The sequence below is a fragment of the Enterobacter sp. BIDMC93 genome (assembly GCF_001037805.1).
Classification (GTDB): Bacteria; Pseudomonadota; Gammaproteobacteria; order Enterobacterales; family Enterobacteriaceae; genus Enterobacter; species Enterobacter hormaechei_C.
In genome coordinates, this window is sequence record NZ_KQ089962.1 from 3,358,880 (window position 1) to 3,375,391 (window position 16,512).

Annotated in this window: 18 protein-coding genes, 2 tRNA genes, 1 pseudogene and 1 riboswitch; of the genes and pseudogenes, 12 read left to right on the forward strand and 9 right to left on the reverse strand. The window is 55.2% G+C overall.

The annotated features are described in order from the left end of the window. Positions 1 to 42: 42 nt before the first annotated feature. A complete protein-coding gene (locus tag SK58_RS15760) occupies positions 43 to 213 on the reverse strand; it encodes a con-10 family general stress protein (protein ID WP_001273664.1) in 171 nt (56 codons plus the stop codon). A 391-nt stretch (positions 214 to 604) separates the two neighbouring features. Here SK58_RS15760 and wrbA point away from each other — a divergent pair, with 391 nt between their 5' ends. After that, positions 605 to 1,201, forward strand: coding sequence for an NAD(P)H:quinone oxidoreductase (wrbA, locus tag SK58_RS15765; RefSeq protein WP_006809323.1), 597 nt, complete (start codon positions 605 to 607; stop codon positions 1,199 to 1,201). 18 nt (positions 1,202 to 1,219) lie between these two features. Further along, positions 1,220 to 1,447, forward strand: coding sequence for a YccJ family protein (locus SK58_RS15770; RefSeq protein ID WP_006809324.1), 228 nt, complete (start codon positions 1,220 to 1,222; stop codon positions 1,445 to 1,447). 32 nt (positions 1,448 to 1,479) lie between these two features. Here the strand turns inward: SK58_RS15770 and agp are convergent, their stop codons facing one another. Then, the gene (gene agp, locus SK58_RS15775) at positions 1,480 to 2,721 is read right to left on the reverse strand and encodes a bifunctional glucose-1-phosphatase/inositol phosphatase (RefSeq protein WP_017384778.1); all 1,242 of its coding nucleotides are present in this window, start codon (positions 2,719 to 2,721) and stop codon (positions 1,480 to 1,482) included. A gap of 152 nt (positions 2,722 to 2,873) precedes the next feature. On the opposite strand from agp, the pseudogene SK58_RS23220 reads away from it, so the two are divergent. Further along, positions 2,874 to 2,981: pseudogene (locus SK58_RS23220) on the forward strand (winged helix-turn-helix transcriptional regulator); the annotation flags it as partial. Between the two features lie 66 nt (positions 2,982 to 3,047). Here the strand turns inward: SK58_RS23220 and SK58_RS15785 are convergent. Next, positions 3,048 to 3,407, reverse strand: coding sequence for a winged helix-turn-helix transcriptional regulator (locus tag SK58_RS15785; RefSeq protein WP_017384779.1), 360 nt, complete (start codon positions 3,405 to 3,407; stop codon positions 3,048 to 3,050). A 100-nt stretch (positions 3,408 to 3,507) separates the two neighbouring features. On the opposite strand from SK58_RS15785, the gene SK58_RS15790 reads away from it, so the two are divergent. Then, positions 3,508 to 4,257 carry an SDR family oxidoreductase gene (locus tag SK58_RS15790; protein ID WP_048220191.1) on the forward strand — a complete coding sequence of 250 codons (750 nt, stop codon included), beginning with the start codon at positions 3,508 to 3,510 and terminating at the stop codon, positions 4,255 to 4,257. Position 4,258: 1 nt separating this feature from the next. Here the strand turns inward: SK58_RS15790 and SK58_RS15795 are convergent, their stop codons facing one another. Further along, positions 4,259 to 4,762, reverse strand: coding sequence for a DedA family protein (locus tag SK58_RS15795; RefSeq protein ID WP_017384781.1), 504 nt, complete (start codon positions 4,760 to 4,762; stop codon positions 4,259 to 4,261). A gap of 159 nt (positions 4,763 to 4,921) precedes the next feature. Then, positions 4,922 to 5,091, forward strand: a riboswitch (M-box (ykoK) riboswitch). Positions 5,092 to 5,151: 60 nt separating this feature from the next. Between SK58_RS15795 and SK58_RS15800 the strand changes: the two genes are divergently transcribed. After that, positions 5,152 to 6,150 carry a magnesium transporter gene (locus tag SK58_RS15800; RefSeq protein ID WP_048220192.1) on the forward strand — a complete coding sequence of 333 codons (999 nt, stop codon included), beginning with the start codon at positions 5,152 to 5,154 and terminating at the stop codon, positions 6,148 to 6,150. A 42-nt stretch (positions 6,151 to 6,192) separates the two neighbouring features. Here SK58_RS15800 and SK58_RS15805 read toward each other — a convergent pair. After that, a tRNA-Ser gene (locus SK58_RS15805) sits at positions 6,193 to 6,280 on the reverse strand. Between the two features lie 254 nt (positions 6,281 to 6,534). Between SK58_RS15805 and SK58_RS15810 the strand changes: the two genes are divergently transcribed. Next, positions 6,535 to 7,053: a LuxR C-terminal-related transcriptional regulator gene (locus tag SK58_RS15810; RefSeq protein ID WP_023303404.1), complete on the forward strand. Its 519-nt coding sequence runs from the start codon at positions 6,535 to 6,537 to the stop codon at positions 7,051 to 7,053. 40 nt (positions 7,054 to 7,093) lie between these two features. Here SK58_RS15810 and SK58_RS15815 read toward each other — a convergent pair whose 3' ends face one another. Then, a complete protein-coding gene (locus tag SK58_RS15815; RefSeq protein ID WP_048220193.1) occupies positions 7,094 to 8,707 on the reverse strand; it encodes a mechanosensitive ion channel family protein in 1,614 nt (537 codons plus the stop codon). Between the two features lie 173 nt (positions 8,708 to 8,880). On the opposite strand from SK58_RS15815, the gene SK58_RS15820 reads away from it, so the two are divergent. From SK58_RS15820 to SK58_RS15830, 3 genes are read left to right on the forward strand one after another with little or no spacing between them, the layout of a single operon-like run. Next, the gene (locus tag SK58_RS15820; protein WP_017384784.1) at positions 8,881 to 9,888 is read left to right on the forward strand and encodes an ABC transporter substrate-binding protein; all 1,008 of its coding nucleotides are present in this window, start codon (positions 8,881 to 8,883) and stop codon (positions 9,886 to 9,888) included. After that, on the forward strand, positions 9,885 to 10,916 hold the full coding sequence (locus tag SK58_RS15825) for a FecCD family ABC transporter permease (RefSeq protein ID WP_017384785.1): 1,032 nt from the start codon (positions 9,885 to 9,887) through the stop codon (positions 10,914 to 10,916). Before SK58_RS15820 ends, SK58_RS15825 begins: the two co-directional genes overlap by 4 nt. Next, a complete protein-coding gene (locus tag SK58_RS15830) occupies positions 10,913 to 11,674 on the forward strand; it encodes an ABC transporter ATP-binding protein (RefSeq protein ID WP_015570887.1) in 762 nt (253 codons plus the stop codon). The genes SK58_RS15825 and SK58_RS15830 overlap by 4 nt, the downstream gene beginning before the upstream one ends. 60 nt (positions 11,675 to 11,734) lie before the next feature. Here the strand turns inward: SK58_RS15830 and SK58_RS15835 are convergent. Both SK58_RS15835 and SK58_RS15840 read right to left on the reverse strand, forming a co-directional pair. Beyond that, positions 11,735 to 11,822: transfer RNA gene (locus SK58_RS15835), tRNA-Ser, on the reverse strand. A 144-nt stretch (positions 11,823 to 11,966) separates the two neighbouring features. Then, on the reverse strand, positions 11,967 to 13,595 hold the full coding sequence (locus SK58_RS15840) for an ABC transporter substrate-binding protein (RefSeq protein ID WP_047735081.1): 1,629 nt from the start codon (positions 13,593 to 13,595) through the stop codon (positions 11,967 to 11,969). 270 nt (positions 13,596 to 13,865) lie between these two features. On the opposite strand from SK58_RS15840, the gene yccA reads away from it, so the two are divergent. Next, on the forward strand, positions 13,866 to 14,525 hold the full coding sequence (gene yccA, locus SK58_RS15845) for an FtsH protease modulator YccA (protein ID WP_003858127.1): 660 nt from the start codon (positions 13,866 to 13,868) through the stop codon (positions 14,523 to 14,525). An 88-nt stretch (positions 14,526 to 14,613) separates the two neighbouring features. Beyond that, on the forward strand, positions 14,614 to 14,943 hold the full coding sequence (gene tusE, locus SK58_RS15850; RefSeq protein WP_003858129.1) for a sulfurtransferase TusE: 330 nt from the start codon (positions 14,614 to 14,616) through the stop codon (positions 14,941 to 14,943). Here tusE and yccX read toward each other — a convergent pair. After that, the gene (yccX, locus tag SK58_RS15855; protein ID WP_023296278.1) at positions 14,940 to 15,221 is read right to left on the reverse strand and encodes an acylphosphatase; all 282 of its coding nucleotides are present in this window, start codon (positions 15,219 to 15,221) and stop codon (positions 14,940 to 14,942) included. The genes tusE and yccX overlap by 4 nt on opposite strands. A gap of 93 nt (positions 15,222 to 15,314) precedes the next feature. Here yccX and rlmI point away from each other — a divergent pair, with 93 nt between their 5' ends. After that, positions 15,315 to 16,505 carry a 23S rRNA (cytosine(1962)-C(5))-methyltransferase RlmI gene (gene rlmI, locus SK58_RS15860; protein ID WP_015570890.1) on the forward strand — a complete coding sequence of 397 codons (1,191 nt, stop codon included), beginning with the start codon at positions 15,315 to 15,317 and terminating at the stop codon, positions 16,503 to 16,505. Positions 16,506 to 16,512 lie beyond the last annotated feature (7 nt).

The following is a 16,512-nucleotide window of genomic DNA, read 5'->3' on the forward strand; positions in this document are numbered from 1 at the left end:
AAACCGCCGGGAAACCCGGCGGCAGGGAGTTAACCCGGCGTACTACTTGTTGCTGCCGTGGCTATTTTTACCCCCTTTTTTACCAGCCTCTGATGCGCGCTGAGGGTCGTTTTTAAAGTTGCCCCCGCTAGACTGGCCACCTTTACGACCTGCTTCTGATGCTCTTTCACGGTCTTCAGCGAAATTACCTGAACCACCACGATGGTTTGCCATCTCTAACCTCCAGAGTGTGAAACATTAGACATCATATTGCATTCAGTAAAAGAGGATTCTTTCACCTCGCGGCTCAAGGACAGTGCCTTTATCTGTGCCGCGTGAAACTAAGCTTAGTGTAATGCGGCTATCCGGCAAGCGAGAGGTAATATTCTGCAACATGATCTCAGCCTTTCGTATGAAATGTCGGGGAAGTCATTCATAAGCCGTTCTTATATTTTGAAAAATCCGCGCCGCGAAAGTTGTTTCATTTTGCTACAAGGCGCATAACCAAAAGATATTGTTATATATCAAAGAAATGCCGTTCATTTTTGCAGTCTGGCTGTGATGTCATATCTTTAAAGGAACGCAGCGATCCGCTGTAAGAAAAACCAACGAGGAGTGATGCAAAATGGCAAAAGTTCTGGTGCTCTATTATTCCATGTATGGACACATTGAAACCATGGCTCACGCAGTAGCAGAAGGCGCAAACAGAGTAGACGGCGTTGAGGTCGTGGTTAAACGCGTACCGGAAACCATGCAGGCGGAAGCCTTCGCCAAAGCCGGGGGGAAAACACAAAACGCCCCGGTCGCCACCCCGCAGGAGCTCGCGGACTATGATGCCATTATCTTCGGCACCCCGACCCGCTTCGGCAATATGTCCGGCCAGATGCGCACCTTCCTCGACCAGACGGGCGGGCTCTGGGCCTCCGGCGCGTTATACGGCAAGCTGGCCAGCGTGTTCAGCTCTACCGGCACGGGCGGCGGCCAGGAGCAGACGATCACCTCCACCTGGACTACCCTTGCCCATCATGGGATGGTGATTGTGCCGATTGGCTACGGCGCGCAGGAACTGTTCGATGTTTCCCAGGTTCGTGGCGGGACACCGTATGGCGCGACAACCATTGCCGGTGGGGATGGGTCACGTCAGCCAAGCAATGAAGAACTTTCAATCGCCCGCTATCAGGGTGAATACGTCGCGGGTCTTGCAAAAAAACTGAACGGCTAACCCAACAGGAGGACAAGTATGCCAACTCAAGAATCCAAAGCTCACCACGTGGGCGAATGGGCAAGTTTACGCAATACCTCTCCGGAGATTGCCGAAGCCATCTTTGAAGTCGCCAATTATGACGAAAAGCTGGCTGAGCAGATTTGGGAAGAAGGCAACGATGAAGTGCTGGTTCGCGCCTTCGAAAAAACCGACAAAGACTCGCTGTTCTGGGGCGAGCAAACCATCGAACGTAAAAACGTCTGAACGTTCCCCCCGCCCACGCGGGGGGTTATCTTCTATTTCGCCGCGTTGTTCATCACCGCATTGAATTTATCGACAGGACAGAAGCCGTTGCCATCCACCGGACAGCCCTTCAGCTCCAGCGTCACGCGCTGCGCAGGGGATTGCAGCGACAGTACGCTGGCGTTACGCAGTTGCTCTGAACTCTGGTAGACATACTCAATTTTCATCAGCTCCTGATTAGTGTTTTTGTCATGCCAGCGCTGGAAGACAATTTTACCGCCAATCGGGGTTCTTTCCTGCTGGTCGTGCAGCTGATAAGGCCTGAAGTCCAGCGCGGTCAGCAGCGAGGCGATGTTAGAGTCGTGCCCCACCAGCAGGGTGATTTTTGGCGCTTTTGCCTGGTCGGTCACCAGCGCTTTATCAATGTACTTCACCAGCGGTTTAGCCACGTTCTGCGCCACCTCCGTCGACGTAAACAGCGAGTCCTGATAGCCGTTTTTCAGCTTCGACAGCACGCGCCACTGCTGATCGGTTTTGATTTCCCCCCAGGCCACCTGGTCTGTCGGGAAGCCTTCGTAATACTGTAGCGTGAACGCATCCACCAGCGAGTTACCCACCTTCAGCGGCCCGGAGACGCCCGGTTCTTTTTCATAATCGGCGCTGAACGTATCTTTCGCCTCCGTCAGGGAGCAGACTTTTTTCTCCTTGCAGGACGGCGAGTCGCTGTAGTTTGTCAGCTGTTCCAGCAGTTTGTAGCTTTCATCCAGCTGCATTTTCTGCCGTTCCGTCTCCATCGCTTTCAGCGCTTTCTCGCGAAACTCAGGGGAGTTATCGGTAATGACCGGATTGAAGGTGGGGTCCATGGTGCCCATTTTTTCCTGGTGATGCACAGGAACATCGCACCCGGGGAACGCGCCGGTGATAAAGAACTGTGCGGTCGCCACGGTGCGCTGGAGGCTGTTGGCGTAGGCATAGACGGTATCCGCTGGCGGGCATTCACCCGTCTTCACCATCCCCTGCTCTGCCAGCCACTCGCGCATATAGTGACCCATATACACTTCCAGTACGCCACCTTTGGTGGTGAGCTGTCCACCCGGGACGTCCCACTCCGGCCACTGCTTCGGCGTGGACTGCTCCAGCACGCTGCCGTTATTGGCAAGCGGCGCGCGCAGGTTGTGGCGGCTCATGATGAGCACCTGTTCCAGCTGATAGCCGTCCGGCGTGTCCTGCGCCTGTGCGCCAAAGGTCACGGAAAGGGTACATGCCACGGCAACTGCGAGTAGTGCTTTTCTCATCCCTAATTCCTCACACGTTTTTAATGTCGCCCTGAGTGTGACAGATCCGTGACAGGTTTTTCGGGAAGCATTTCTCAAACTGATGATTAACGTGCTTACGGCGTGTGCCGATGAGTTTTATAAAAAAACCATACCCCACCGGAGAATTCGCTGTGAAACGTACCCGCCTTGAAGAGAGCACCTGCCCCGTCGCCCGTTCGCTGGATATTATCGGCGACTGGTGGTCGCTGCTGATTGTTCGCGACGCGCGCTACGGGGTCGCAGTCGATATTCTGGTGGCCTATCTCACCGATGAAGCGGGGATCCGCGCTACGTAAAACAGTAGCCTAACGCTGAAGCTGGTCACCGTATTCGCTCATCCAGGCGGCCAGCGGCGAGAGTGCGTCCTGAAGGGTTAGCCCCAGCTCGGTGATCTGATACTCCACGCGCGGCGGGATCTCCGGGTAGACCGTTCGCGTCACCAGACCGCGCTGCTCAAACAGGCGCAGCTGCTTCGTCAGCTCTTTCTGGGTGATGGGGGCAGCGGCACGCAGCAGATCGCCAAAGCGAACGGGCGTATTGAACACAATCAGGCGATAGAGAATGGGGATCGCCCACTTACCGGAAATCAGATTCACAAACTGCGTCATCGGGCAGGTATACGCCTCAGATTTTTTTTCGCAGCACGCTTCCAGCAGCTCTGCCATTTCACACCTCTTGCCTCGTTAGTATCCAGTTGGTACCTGGTTTCCTTTCGATACTAACGTTTCTATAGTGCTTTCTCCAGAGACATTTCAGGAGAAGAACATGGGTCGTTTAACCGATAAGTATACGTTGATTACCGGCGGCACCAGCGGTATCGGTCTCGCCACCGCGCAGGCGTTTATCGCCGAAGGGGCGCGCGTCGCCGTGACCGGACGCAACCCGGATACCCTCGCCGAAGCAGAGCGCATTCTGGGCGATAAGGCCTGGGTGATCCCAACCGACGCAGGCGATATTTCGTTGCAAAAAGCGCTGGCGGAGTCCCTCACCGCCCGCTGGCCACGCCTGGATGCGGTCTTTCTCAACGCCGGTGACGTAACGCACGCGCCGCTGGAAGTCTGGCAGGAAGAGGCCTGGGACCGTCTGATGAACATCAACCTGAAGGGACCGTTCTTTTTAATTCAGGCGCTGCTGCCGCTGCTGAATAACCCATCCTCGGTGATCCTCTGCGGCTCCGTGAGCGCGCGCATCGGCCTGCCCACCAGCAGCGCGTATGCCGCGAGCAAGGCCGCCCTGCTGTCGCTGGCGCGTACACTGTCGGCGGAGCTGCTGCCGCGCGGGATCCGCGTCAACGGTCTGAGTCCCGGTCCGGTGGAAACCCCGGCGTTTACGAAAACGGGCTTAAGCGACGAGGCGCTTAACGCGATGATGGCAGAGGTCATTAAGCTGGTGCCGCTGGGCAGAATGGGCTCGACGACCGAGCTGGCAAAAGCCGCACTCTATCTGGCCTCCGACGAGTCGAGCTACACGGTGGGAACGGAACTGCTGGTGGACGGCGGAATGGGGAGCCTGTAATTCAAAAGGCGCTGATGCCGGTGACCGCGCCGACATACAGCGCCGCCCACGCACAGGCGGAAAGCAGGCTGACGGCGTAGACCTTGACGGCGTTCAGCCTGAGCATCCCGGCCGCCAGCGGAACGATGTAACGCAACACCGCCAGGAAGCGCGACGTAAAAAGCACGATGACCCCGTTCTTTTGCAGCTGATGCTGGACCCGCAGGAACTTATTGGCATGCTTTGAGGTGAAGCGCGTGACCATCCGGGTATGCCCCATCAGTTGGCCGATATGGTAATTCAGCATCGAACCTGCCGTTGCCCCCATCACTACGGCGAGCCACGTCAGCGCAGGATGCATGCTCCCCTGGCTGACGGTAATACCCGCCAGCAGCATCACCGACGCAGGCGGCAGCACGGAGGAGATCAGCACCGTCGATTTGCTCAGCGCCATCACGAATAACAGCACAAACAGATGTGCCGGATACAGCGCAAAATGATTCAGCAGGTTATCAACCCATGCCATTTTCCCCTCCCCCGCTAATAATTTAATTGTCCATTTAAAATGAATAACCTTAAATAAACCCTCAACATTTTATTAATAAGATTTACCTAAACCGTTCTTAAACATTATTTAATTTTCTGAGCACTAAATTTAAACAGGCGTATTATCCCTCTCGTTTTACAACGATCTCGTTATGGCGAGGCTCCTGTACAAATACACGTTATCGCTCTGGTGGGTTCGAGAGAACCGGCACAGGGTAAAACAGGCACTGTCGAATCAAGGCTTTGTCAGTATAACTTCCCTTGTGGGATACGGTGTACAGTGCTGAACCCAGGACGTGGGGATCTCCTTTCCGACATGCCCTGTCTTGCTCGCCCCTGAGAGATTTTATTATTCAAAGGGAATTTACTATGTCTTACGCTATTCACAACCAAAACCTGGCTTTTAATGACAGCGCCATCGCGCAATATATGAATACCGATTTTATCGTTATCGATATTTCATTATGCGTAGCTCTGGCACGCGAGCAGTTCTTTGAAAAATTAAAAGATGATGATATTCCGTCGCATATTTTTATCGAAGATAACGGTCGCCTCGCGGGTTTAATCGCCGTACGCAAATTATTGCAGGCCACGGACACCGTGCAGCCTGTTAAGGGGTTGATGATATCGGATTTTATTCAGCTCAAACCGGAAGATGAGCGGGCGGATGTCGCCGGGCTGCTGGCGCACGCGGGTGCGGATGTAGTGCCGGTGGTGACCCACGGCAAGCTGGTGGGCTGCCTTACCGAGCGTGAAATCGCCCATCTGCTGGAAGATGACGTTACTGAAGATGCCCAGCTTCAGGGGGCGACGCTGCCGCTGGAGAAGCCCTATCTGGAAACCAGCGCCTTCAGCCTGTGGAAGAAACGCTCCGTCTGGCTGCTGCTGTTTGTTGCGGAAGCGTATACCAGTTCGGTGATCCAGCATTTTGAAGAGGCGCTGGAATCTGCCATCGCGCTGGCGTTCTTTATTCCGCTGCTGATTGGCACCGGCGGAAACAGCGGGACGCAGATCACCTCGACGCTGGTGCGCGCCATGGCGCTGGGTGAAGTCCACCTTCGCGATGTGGGTCGCGTGCTGCGCAAAGAGATCAGCACCTCGTTAATGATTGCCGCCACGCTGGGTCTGGCGGGCTGCGTTCGCGCCTGGATGATGGGTATTGGGATGGAAATCACGCTCATCGTCAGCCTGACGCTGGTCTGCATTACGCTGTGGAGCGCCATCGTCTCGTCGGTGATCCCGATGGTACTGAAACGCTGCAAAATCGATCCGGCGGTGGTCTCCGCACCGTTTATCGCCACGCTAATCGACGGGACCGGGCTGATTATCTACTTCAAAATCGCGCAGTATACGCTGGGGCTGGAATAACGAAAAAACCCTGCGATATTGCTATCGCAGGGTTTTCGAATTTGGCGGAAGCGTAGAGATTCGAACTCTAGAACCCTTTCGGGTCGCCGGTTTTCAAGACCGGTGCCTTCAACCGCTCGGCCACGCTTCCAAAGTGAGGCGCACTATAAACATCTCTGAGCATGATGTAAAGCACGAAATTGCATAACATTACACGTCTTCCGTCCTCCCCTTCCGCCCCGCTGATTTCTTCGTCATCGGCTGGCTAAAATGTAAACATTTATTTTTACATTCATAACGTTTATTAGATTCGCAGGTGGTCATTTAGACTCTTTTTCGTACAACACCCATTAACCGTGGATCACTGCGATAAGAGATTAGCCATGACTTTATTTAACGACGATTATGAATTTTTTATTTATCAGTGATAACTACTACCTTTGCCAGGGTGTATCAAGCTCCCTGACATCAACCCATTTGATTCGCGATGACGCGGATATTCACGATCTTGATGGGGTCGATCAGGCGATGGATTTTATCATTGCGATTGAACAGGATAAGTTACGCAATAAAACCATTCGGCAGGTCAAAAAAGTTAAGCGTGATTACATTGTCCTGATGCATGAGATAGAAGCCAACCGCGCAGTGAGAATCGATAATATTATCTATTCGTCGATGCATTTTACTGCTCACCCTTTTCAGCAGCTGATGCGCTTTTACCGGGCGCTCAGAACACACTCCTTTACGCGACGCGAATATGACGTGCTGAAGCTGTTTCATTTGGAAAACCATGAGATCGCGAAAAAGCTGCAATTGTCACAAAAAACGACCAGCACCTACCGCGTGAGGATCCTCGAGAAATTAAATATGCGCTCAAAAAACATTCTGGCGATGACCCGTGTAAAATCGGCGATCGTCGATTAAAAGCTGTGACATTTTGCCTTGCCACGGAAAAACCGGGCCGTCACGTTTCGCCCTGAGGGGGTTTGGCTGGCGCGGTATACCAGTTCTCTTTGGCAACCATTACGCTGCCCTCTGGCTGCATAACAAAATTCGGGGACATGATCTGCACGTTAAATTCGTTAAACACATCCTGTATCTGGCTATGCAGTTCATTGCGGGCAACCGCGAGGGACTGTTCGGGCAGCAGACGGACCTGCAATTCGTAAGCGATATACCAGTCCATTAACCCTAACTGGCGTACCAGCGGCGGCACGGAAAGGTCAATCCCTTTTGCCCGTTTCGCGGCCAGCTCCAGCATGGCATGCACCTGACGCCATGGGGTGTCATAACCGATCGTGACGCTGACCGTCAGATTGAGGCTGCCATCGGGCTGTAGCGCGCTCAGATTGGTGATCTTACCGCTCACCACCACCGCGTTGGGCACGGTAACGACATAATTTTCCCGGGTAATAATTTTGGTCGCCAGCATGCCAATTTCACTGACCTTGCCTTCGTTATCCGCCACCCGAATGACATCGCCTTTGCGCAGAGCGCGGGAGTAAATCAGGACCAGACCGCTCATGGCATGGTTCATCACCCCTGCCGAGCCCAGCGTTAACATCAGGCCAAAGAAGACGCTAATACCTTTAAACGCCAGCGAGTTCGCACCGGGAAGAAACGGCCAGGCGGCGGAGAGAGCAAATAGCCAGACGGCAACGGAAATGAGCTTACGGGTAGCCCCCACGGTTTCCGGATGTACGCCGGGAAGTTGCAGACGACCAGCCTCCACCTGATTGAGCACCATCCTGAGAAGCTTCAGAATAAATGCGGTAATGAGGAAAATGATCAGCACAATCGTCAGCCCCGGCAAGGCCGAGACAATCGCCAGGGCGATTTGCTGCACCACGCGAAGCGTCCAGTCTCCCAGCGACGTGCCCCACACCCGCGTCCACGGAAACAGACTGAATGCCCAGCTCAGCCAGACGTAAAAGCCGATCAACCCCAGCAGGAACATCAGCAAGGCGTAAAGCCGAATCTCAATTGCGCCAATGTACCGCCGCCAGCTTTGCGGCACCCGGCTGCGATTCTCCACAATACGCCGACGGTAGACGCGCCGGAACCAGCGCCAGGATCGCCACGCGCCGTAGCAGAGCAGCAACAGCGCCAGCAGGCCAGCGGCTGTTTTTACCGTCGACAGCGCCAGCCAGCCGGTATCGTATTGATCGCGCAGCGCCATCCTTTGCGCTTCCATGCGCGCCAGCACGCGCTGTGCGGCCTGATCGAGGGTAAGATCGTCCCCTTCGTCCAAATCCCCTTCCGTCAGCAGCATCACAGGTTTCCCGTTCATCACTATTAGCCGTCCCTGCTGGTTATAGCGGGTCACGGGGACGATGCTGAGCGGCTCACGCACATCCGCCTCGGTAAAATTGCGCAGGGTGTTGCGGATGCGTAAAACGCGTTCTTCCGGCGTGGTCAGGCCAAATTTCGCCTGGAGCATGACGATGGGCTGATGGAAGATGTAGACCGTTCGGGCGCGCTCCTGCTCCGTAGGCGCCTGGCGGGGCTCTGCGGCATACGATGAGAAGGCGCTCAGGGCGGCAAAACAGAACGCAAACGCGAGCAGGATCTTTTTCATCCTTACTACCCCAGGTCAGAAATCTTGTTATTTTTCAGGCAACCCGCGAATGCCAGGTGGGTATGTTGAGAATAGTCCAGCCTTTCGTTTCTGCAACAAGCGACGGTGAGCGTGTTGCTCTCAGTCACAATATATGTATTATGTTATAACATAACAATTTTGGATTGCGTTCTATGTTACTTAAAAATGGGTTATTTCTGGCTTCACTGCTCTTCATGGCGCCTGCCACTTTCGCCGCAACCACCTGGCCCCTCACGATTGAAAATTGCGGCGTTAAGCAGACCTTTACGCAGGCTCCTCAGCGCGTCGTGACCGTGGGTCAGCATGAAACAGAATTACTGCTCGCACTGGGGCTGGAGAAAACGATCGCCGCGACGTCAGTCTGGTTCGGCAAGCTCCCACCCACGCTGGAGGATGCCGGGAAAAACCTCCCCCGGCTTGCGGATAATTCCCCCTCCTTTGAGGCCGTGGTAGGACAGAAACCTGAACTCGTTCTCGCACAGTATCACTGGCACATTGGTCCGCAGGGAGAAGTGGGAACCCGTGAGCAGTTTGCGTCGCTGGGGATTAATACGTGGATCTCCCCTGCCGACTGCACGGATAAAACGGTAACGGAAACCTCAAACGCAGACGGAGCACGTAGCGCGCCGTTTTCACTGGCGGAAATTACACGGGAAGTGACAGATCTGGCGACGATTTTTGATGTTTCCGCGCGAGGTGAGCAGCTCAATCGTGCGCTGGCGGAGCGTATTAAAAAGGCCCAGGCGCGCGCCTCCGCGAAACCGCTTAGCGTTGTATTCTGGTTCTCCAGCAGCCGTCTGAATGGCGATCCCTGGGTGGCCGGGAATTACGGCGCGCCTGGCTGGATCAGCCGCACGCTGGGGTTGAAGAACATTATTGACTCTCACGACGAATGGCCCGCTGTAACGTGGGAACATATAGCCCGCTCGCAGCCGGACGTGATTGTTATCGCCGGGATGTCCCGCAGGCTCTACCCTGCCGATGACGTTGAGGTAAAAAAAGCGTTCTTGCGCAGTGACCCGGTGACAAAGAACATGCCTGCGGTCAGGAACAACCACATCATCGTGGTGCCAGCGATGTCGTTAAACCCTTCATTGCGTAACGTCGATGCGGTTGAGCTTATCAGCGATCGGCTGGCTTCTTTCCAGGATGAACAATGAGTCATTTCGCTTTTGACCGCCGCCAGCAGGGTTTACTGGCAGCAGGTGCCATGGCGCTGCCGCTGATGCTGGTCTTTGCCGCCAGTATCGGTGATATGCCGGTGTCGTATGCCAGTACCGGGAAAGCGATCCTCAACGGACTGGGTTTGACCTCTTATGCTTTGCCGCAAACGGAGGAAGGTATCGTCTGGCAATATCGCATGAGCCGGGCAGTAATGGCCGCGTGCAACGGCGGCGGCCTGGCGTTGTGCGGGCTGGTGTTACAGTCGATCCTGCGTAACCCTCTGGCTGAGCCTTATCTGCTGGGGATTTCCGCGGGCGCATCGCTGGGGGCCGTCTGCGTGATGCTTCTCGGCATCGGGGGGAGCGTGATTGGCGTAAGCAGCGGTGCGTTTGTCGGCTCGTGCGCCGCCTTTGCGCTCATCATGGTGATTACGAACGGGATGAGTGAAAGCCCGTCGCGCATTTTGCTGGCTGGCATTGCGGGCACCCAGCTCTTCAACGCCATGACCGCGTACGTCGTCAGTACGTCCGCCAATGCCGAGCAGTCCCGTAGCGTCATGTTCTGGCTTCTGGGAAGTCTGAGCGGCGTGCGCTGGCCTGACGCGCTGCTGGCGCTGGCCGTTACGCTTGCGGGTTTACTGGTGGTATTGCTCTTTTCACGGGCGCTGGACACCTTCACCTTCGGGGATGAGGTCTCCACCACGCTGGGGATCCCGGTTACCGCCGTGCGTATTGTCTTATTGCTGACCTGTGCCATTGTTACCGCAACGCTGGTGAGCGCCACGGGCGCAGTGGGGTTTGTCGGGCTGGTCATTCCCCATGTAACGCGCATGCTATGTGGGCCGGGCCATCGTCTATCTATCCCGCTGACGTTTCTTATCGGCGCCCACTTTATGATCCTCGCCGATATCGTCTCACGCACGCTGATTGTGCACCAGGTTCTGCCCATCGGGGTGGTGACTGCGCTGGTGGGCGCCCCCGTCTTTGTGGCGTTGCTTTATCAAAACCGAAAGGAGCATCCATGAATATTACTGTGGCCGGGTTAACCGTAACCCGACAAGCGCAGACGGTGCTTAAGGATATCGATCTCGACCTGCCATCCGGGCAGATTATCGGCCTGTTAGGGCCAAACGGCTCGGGCAAGTCGACGCTGCTGCGCTGTCTCGCCGGGCTGTTTCCACGACTCAGTGAACGCGTGGCGCTTAATGGCACAACGCTAGGCATGATGCCGCTGAAAAAACGCGCGCAGCACATGGCGTTTGTCCCGCAACATGCTGAGGTCGACGGAGAACTGACCGTTGAGGACATTGTCAGACTGGGGCGTACGCCCTACCGGAAAACATTCCAGAAAACCTCGCGCGACGATGAGGCTGCGGTTGAGCAGGCGATTGGCCTGATGCAGTTATGCCGCTTACGCCAGCGGCGATGGCACTCTTTGTCTGGCGGAGAACGCCAGCGAAGCCAGATAGCCCGCGCGCTGGCCCAGCAGCCGCAGGTGCTGTTGCTCGATGAACCGACAAACCACCTGGACATTCAGCACCAGCTGGAGCTGATGCGGCTCGTTTCACAGCTGCCGCTTACGGTGGTGGTTGCACTGCACGATCTCAATCTTGCGGCCAATTATTGCCAGCGTCTGATCCTCCTGAAGGCCGGGCAGATCGCCGCCACGGGCGCGCCAGAAGCGGTTCTGACGCCGGCAAACATCGAGGACACCTGGTGCGTAAAAGCTCAGGTCTGCAAGGCCGACGCCGGGATCACGATAAGCTATAACATGGTGGCATGACGGAAGCCTGGCGCAAAAGCAAAAACCCCTGCGATATTGCTATCGCAGGGGTTTCGAATTTGGCGGAAGCGTAGAGATTCGAACTCTAGAACCCTTTCGGGTCGCCGGTTTTCAAGACCGGTGCCTTCAACCGCTCGGCCACGCTTCCTAAGTGAGGCGAACTATAAACACCTCACCGCGCGCTGTAAAGAGTGCGCGCATTCGTTCGCTTTAAAAATAGCCAAAATGCGTTTAATCGGTTGAATAGACGACAGATTGGCCGTTTTGGCAGCATAATATCCACTGCGGATCGTTAGTGCTTTTTGATGTACATATCTTTAGTGTAGTAGTACCCGAGCTTGTCTGGCGTGAAGCCCCCTACCCACGGTTTCACCAGGTGCGTGCGCACGTAATGATAGACCGGGATCGCCGGTACATCCCGTCCCAGCAGATCTTCTGCCTGCTGGTAGAATTTACCGCGCTCCTCCGCCGTTTTCGATTTCGCCGCGTTCACCAGTGCCCGATCGTAGTCCGGATTGCTGTACTGAGTGGTGTTTTGGCTGTCCCCGGTACGGAAGTTGTTCAGGAAGGTTGCCGCATCGTCGTAATCGGCAATCCAGGCGTAGCGTACCGCGTCAAAGTTATGGGTGTGCATGGTATCAAGCATGGTTTTCCACTCCTGATTTTGCAGCTTCGCCTCCACGCCGAGGTTCTTCTTCCACATTGAGCTGGCGGCAATGGCAATACGCTGGTGCGATTCCGAGGTGTTATAGAGGAGATTAAAGCTGAGCGGATGGCTGTCGTTAAATCCGGCTTCGGCCAGCAGCTTTTTCGCCTCGGCAATGCGTTTATCCATCGGCCAGCTGGCGTAATCCGGGTTCTGGAGCTTGACGCCGCCAATATCCGGCTGGCTGATCAGCCATGCCGGGCGCTGGCCCTGCCCTAATACTTTCCCGGCGATGATGTCTTTATCCAGCGCCAGGTTCAGCGCCTTGCGCACGCGGGCGTCGTTGAACGGCGGCCGGGTGGTGTTGAACTGATAATAATAGGTGGCAAGCTGCGGTGAAACGTCCAGCTCGCTCCCCAGCGTTTTCTTCAGCTGAGCAAACTGGTTGATCGGCACCGTGTAAACAATGTCGATTTCGCCCGCTTTGTAGCGGTTGACGTCAGCAGCTTCAGAGGAAATGGGCAGATAGGTCACCTTGTTGATGACGGTATGTTCGTTATCCCAATATTTCGGGTTACGCACCGCCACAATGCGTTCGTTAACCACCCACTGTGACAGTTTATAGGCCCCGCTGCTGACGAAGTGCTCCGGTTTGGTCCACTTATCACCGAAACGGCCTACCAGGACTTTATCAATTGGCACCAGAGACGGGTGAGCCAGCATCGCCAGGAAAGCGGCGTTAGGTTGCGTGAGCGTAACTTCCAGCGTGGTGTCATTGATGGCTTTCACCGCCAGCGACTCGGGCGCTTTTTTGCCTTCTGCGATATCAGTGCCGTTGACGATACGCATACTACCGGGATAGCTGGCATACGGAGAGGCGGTTTTCGGGTCGACCAGCCGCTGCCAGCTCCAGACAATATCTTCCGCGGTGATGGGGGTTCCATCGCTCCAGGTAATGCCCGGACGCAGATGGAACGTCCAGACGGTGTTGTCTTTATTTTCCCATTTCTCCGCCAGGCGCGGCTGGATTTCACCTGCCGGAGAGACGCTGACCAGCCCGTCGAATAAATCGCTGATAATATTGAATTCGACATCGCTTTCGACTTTATGCGGGTCGAGCGAGGCGGGTTCACTGCCGTTGTTCCTGACCAGTTCCTGCTTATCTGCCAGCTGGGTTCCTGCCGGCACGTTAGCCGCCCAGGTTGCCGTGCTGGCGCACAGGATCCCTGCGGTTAACAAAGAGAGTGTAAAGTGCGTGCGTGTTTGTGGTTTCATTTCCTTCGCCTTATTGTCTGTTTTTATGACGATCCGGAAATAACTCTTAGCGGCCTTAGGGAAATAACGCAATATTTTTCAGTGACCTATAAGAGGTTGATCTGAATACGCCCTACAAACCGCACTTCATTCTGAGTATAAAGGCTTTGCCAGAATAAAAAACCAGTATAATCCCTAAGGGGCTGAGTAAAGATGGGTAAAACCACTTTGCGTCTGCCGCGCCGTTTCCTATTCTTTGCGCTAATTACATCTGTCATAAGAGAGTGACTCATGGATCGTATAATTACTTCTTCACGCGACCGCACATCGCTACTCAGCACCCATAAGGTGCTGCGCAATACCTATTTCATGCTCAGCCTGACGCTGGCGTTTTCGGCGATTACCGCGACGGCCAGCACCGTACTGATGCTGCCTTCTCCGGGCCTGATCCTCACGCTGGTAGGTATGTACGGTCTGATGTTCCTGACCTACAAAACCGCGGATAAACCGGTGGGTATTCTCTCCGCGTTCGCCTTTACCGGCTTCCTGGGCTACATTCTGGGGCCAATCCTGAATGCCTATCTGTCTGCCGGAATGGGCGACGTGATTGGTATGGCGCTGGGCGGTACCGCGCTGGTGTTCTTCTGCTGCTCGGCCTACGTGCTGACCACCCGTAAGGACATGTCCTTCCTTGGCGGTATGCTGATGGCAGGTATCGTGATTGTGCTGGTCGGTATGCTGGCGAACATCTTCCTGCAATTGCCTGCGCTGCATCTGGCAATCAGCGCGGTGTTTATCCTGATTTCATCCGGCGCAATCCTGTATGAAACCAGCAACATCATTCACGGCGGTGAGACGAACTATATCCGCGCCACCGTGAGCCTGTATGTGTCGCTGTACAACATTTTTGTCAGCCTGCTGAGCATCCTGGGCTTCGCCAGCCGCGATTAACTCACCGTGCTGTGAACAGGGCCCCGCTTATGCGGGGCTTTGTTTTTTTGGTAGACTTAGGCGGTTTTTGACTAACGTGTGAATGAATATGTTGAGTTTTGAAGGCAAAGAGATCGAAACCGATAACGACGGTTATCTGAAAGAGAGCAGCCAGTGGAGCGAAGCGCTGGCGGAGAAAATTGCGGAAAACGAAGGAATTACCCTCTCCCCGGAACACTGGGAAGTGGTGCGCTTCGTGCGAGAATTTTACCTTGAATTCAACACCTCGCCGGCTATCCGCATGCTGGTCAAAGCCATGGCGAATAAATTTGGCGAAGAGAAAGGCAACAGCCGTTATCTGTATCGCCTGTTTCCGAAAGGCCCGGCTAAACAGGCGACAAAAATCGCCGGCCTGCCAAAGCCGGTAAAATGCATTTAATAGCGAATACTGAAGTTAGCGTATTCCCGGTCGGGTTGATGCGGTTCCGTTAGCACCTTATCAACCCGCGCGCTGCGCGGTCCGCCCGCTTTCAGCCACGCCACCAGCTTCTCAACCCGATCCGCCTCACCGCAGGCCACAACCTCCACGCTGCCATCATCCATGTTACGCGCATACCCTGTCAGCCCGAGCTGAAGGGCTTCGCGCTGGGTGCTGTAGCGGAATCCGACGCCCTGTACAAGGCCATGAACCCAGGCAATGGTGCAAACATTTGACATCATCCTTCTCCTTATCCGACTGGCGCGTTGCATTTCCTCACTGAAGTCGGGAAAATGGCGGCCATTTCATTGGAATCGACAGAATAGCAAATTATGAGTGTACGTTTAGTGTTAGCCAAAGGGCGCGAGAAGTCATTACTGCGCCGTCATCCCTGGGTCTTTTCCGGCGCGGTTGCCCGCATGGAAGGTAAAGCCAGCCTCGGTGAAACCATCGATATTGTTGACCATCAGGGGAAATGGTTAGCACGCGGCGCATACTCGCCAGCATCTCAGATCCGCGCGCGCGTCTGGACGTTCGATAAAGAAGAAACCATCGATATCGACTTCTTTGTCCGTCGTTTGCAACAGGCGCAGCAGTGGCGCGAGTGGCTGGCAAAGCGTGACGGGCTGGACAGCTATCGTCTGATTGCCGGAGAGTCCGACGGGCTGCCGGGCGTGACCATTGACCGCTTCGGCAATTTCCTGGTGTTGCAGCTGCTGAGCGCCGGGGCGGAATACCAGCGTGCCGCGCTGATTAGCGCCCTGCAAACCCTGTTCCCGGAATGTGCCATTTACGACCGCAGCGACGTGGCGGTACGTAAAAAAGAGGGCATGGAGCTGACGCAAGGCCCGGTCACCGGCGAACTGCCGCCTGCCCTGCTGCCTATCGAAGAACATGGCATGAAGCTGCTGGTGGATATCCAGGGCGGCCATAAGACCGGTTATTACCTCGACCAGCGTGACAGCCGTCTGGCAACGCGCCAGTACGTTGCCGATAAACGCGTGCTGAACTGCTTCTCTTATACCGGCGGCTTTGCGGTCTCTGCCCTGATGGGCGGCTGTGCTCAGGTGGTGAGCGTCGACACCTCACAGGAAGCGCTGGACGTGGCGAAGCAGAACGTTGAGCTGAATAAGCTGGATCTGAGCAAAGCGGAGTTTGTGCGCGACGACGTATTCAAACTGCTGCGTAAATACCGCGACCAGGGCGAGAAATTTGACGTCATCGTGATGGACCCGCCGAAGTTTGTTGAAAACAAAAGCCAGCTGATGGGCGCCTGCCGTGGCTATAAAGACATCAACATGCTGGCGATCCAGCTGCTGAACCCGGGCGGCGTGCTGCTGACGTTCTCCTGCTCTGGCCTGATGACGACAGATTTATTCCAAAAAATCATCGCCGATGCCGCAATAGATGCGGGTCGTGATGTACAATTTATAGAGCAGTTCCGTCAGGCCGCCGATCACCCGGTGATCGCTACCTACCCGGAAGGGCTGTATCTGAAAGGGTTTGCCTGTCGCGTCATGTAACTTGAAA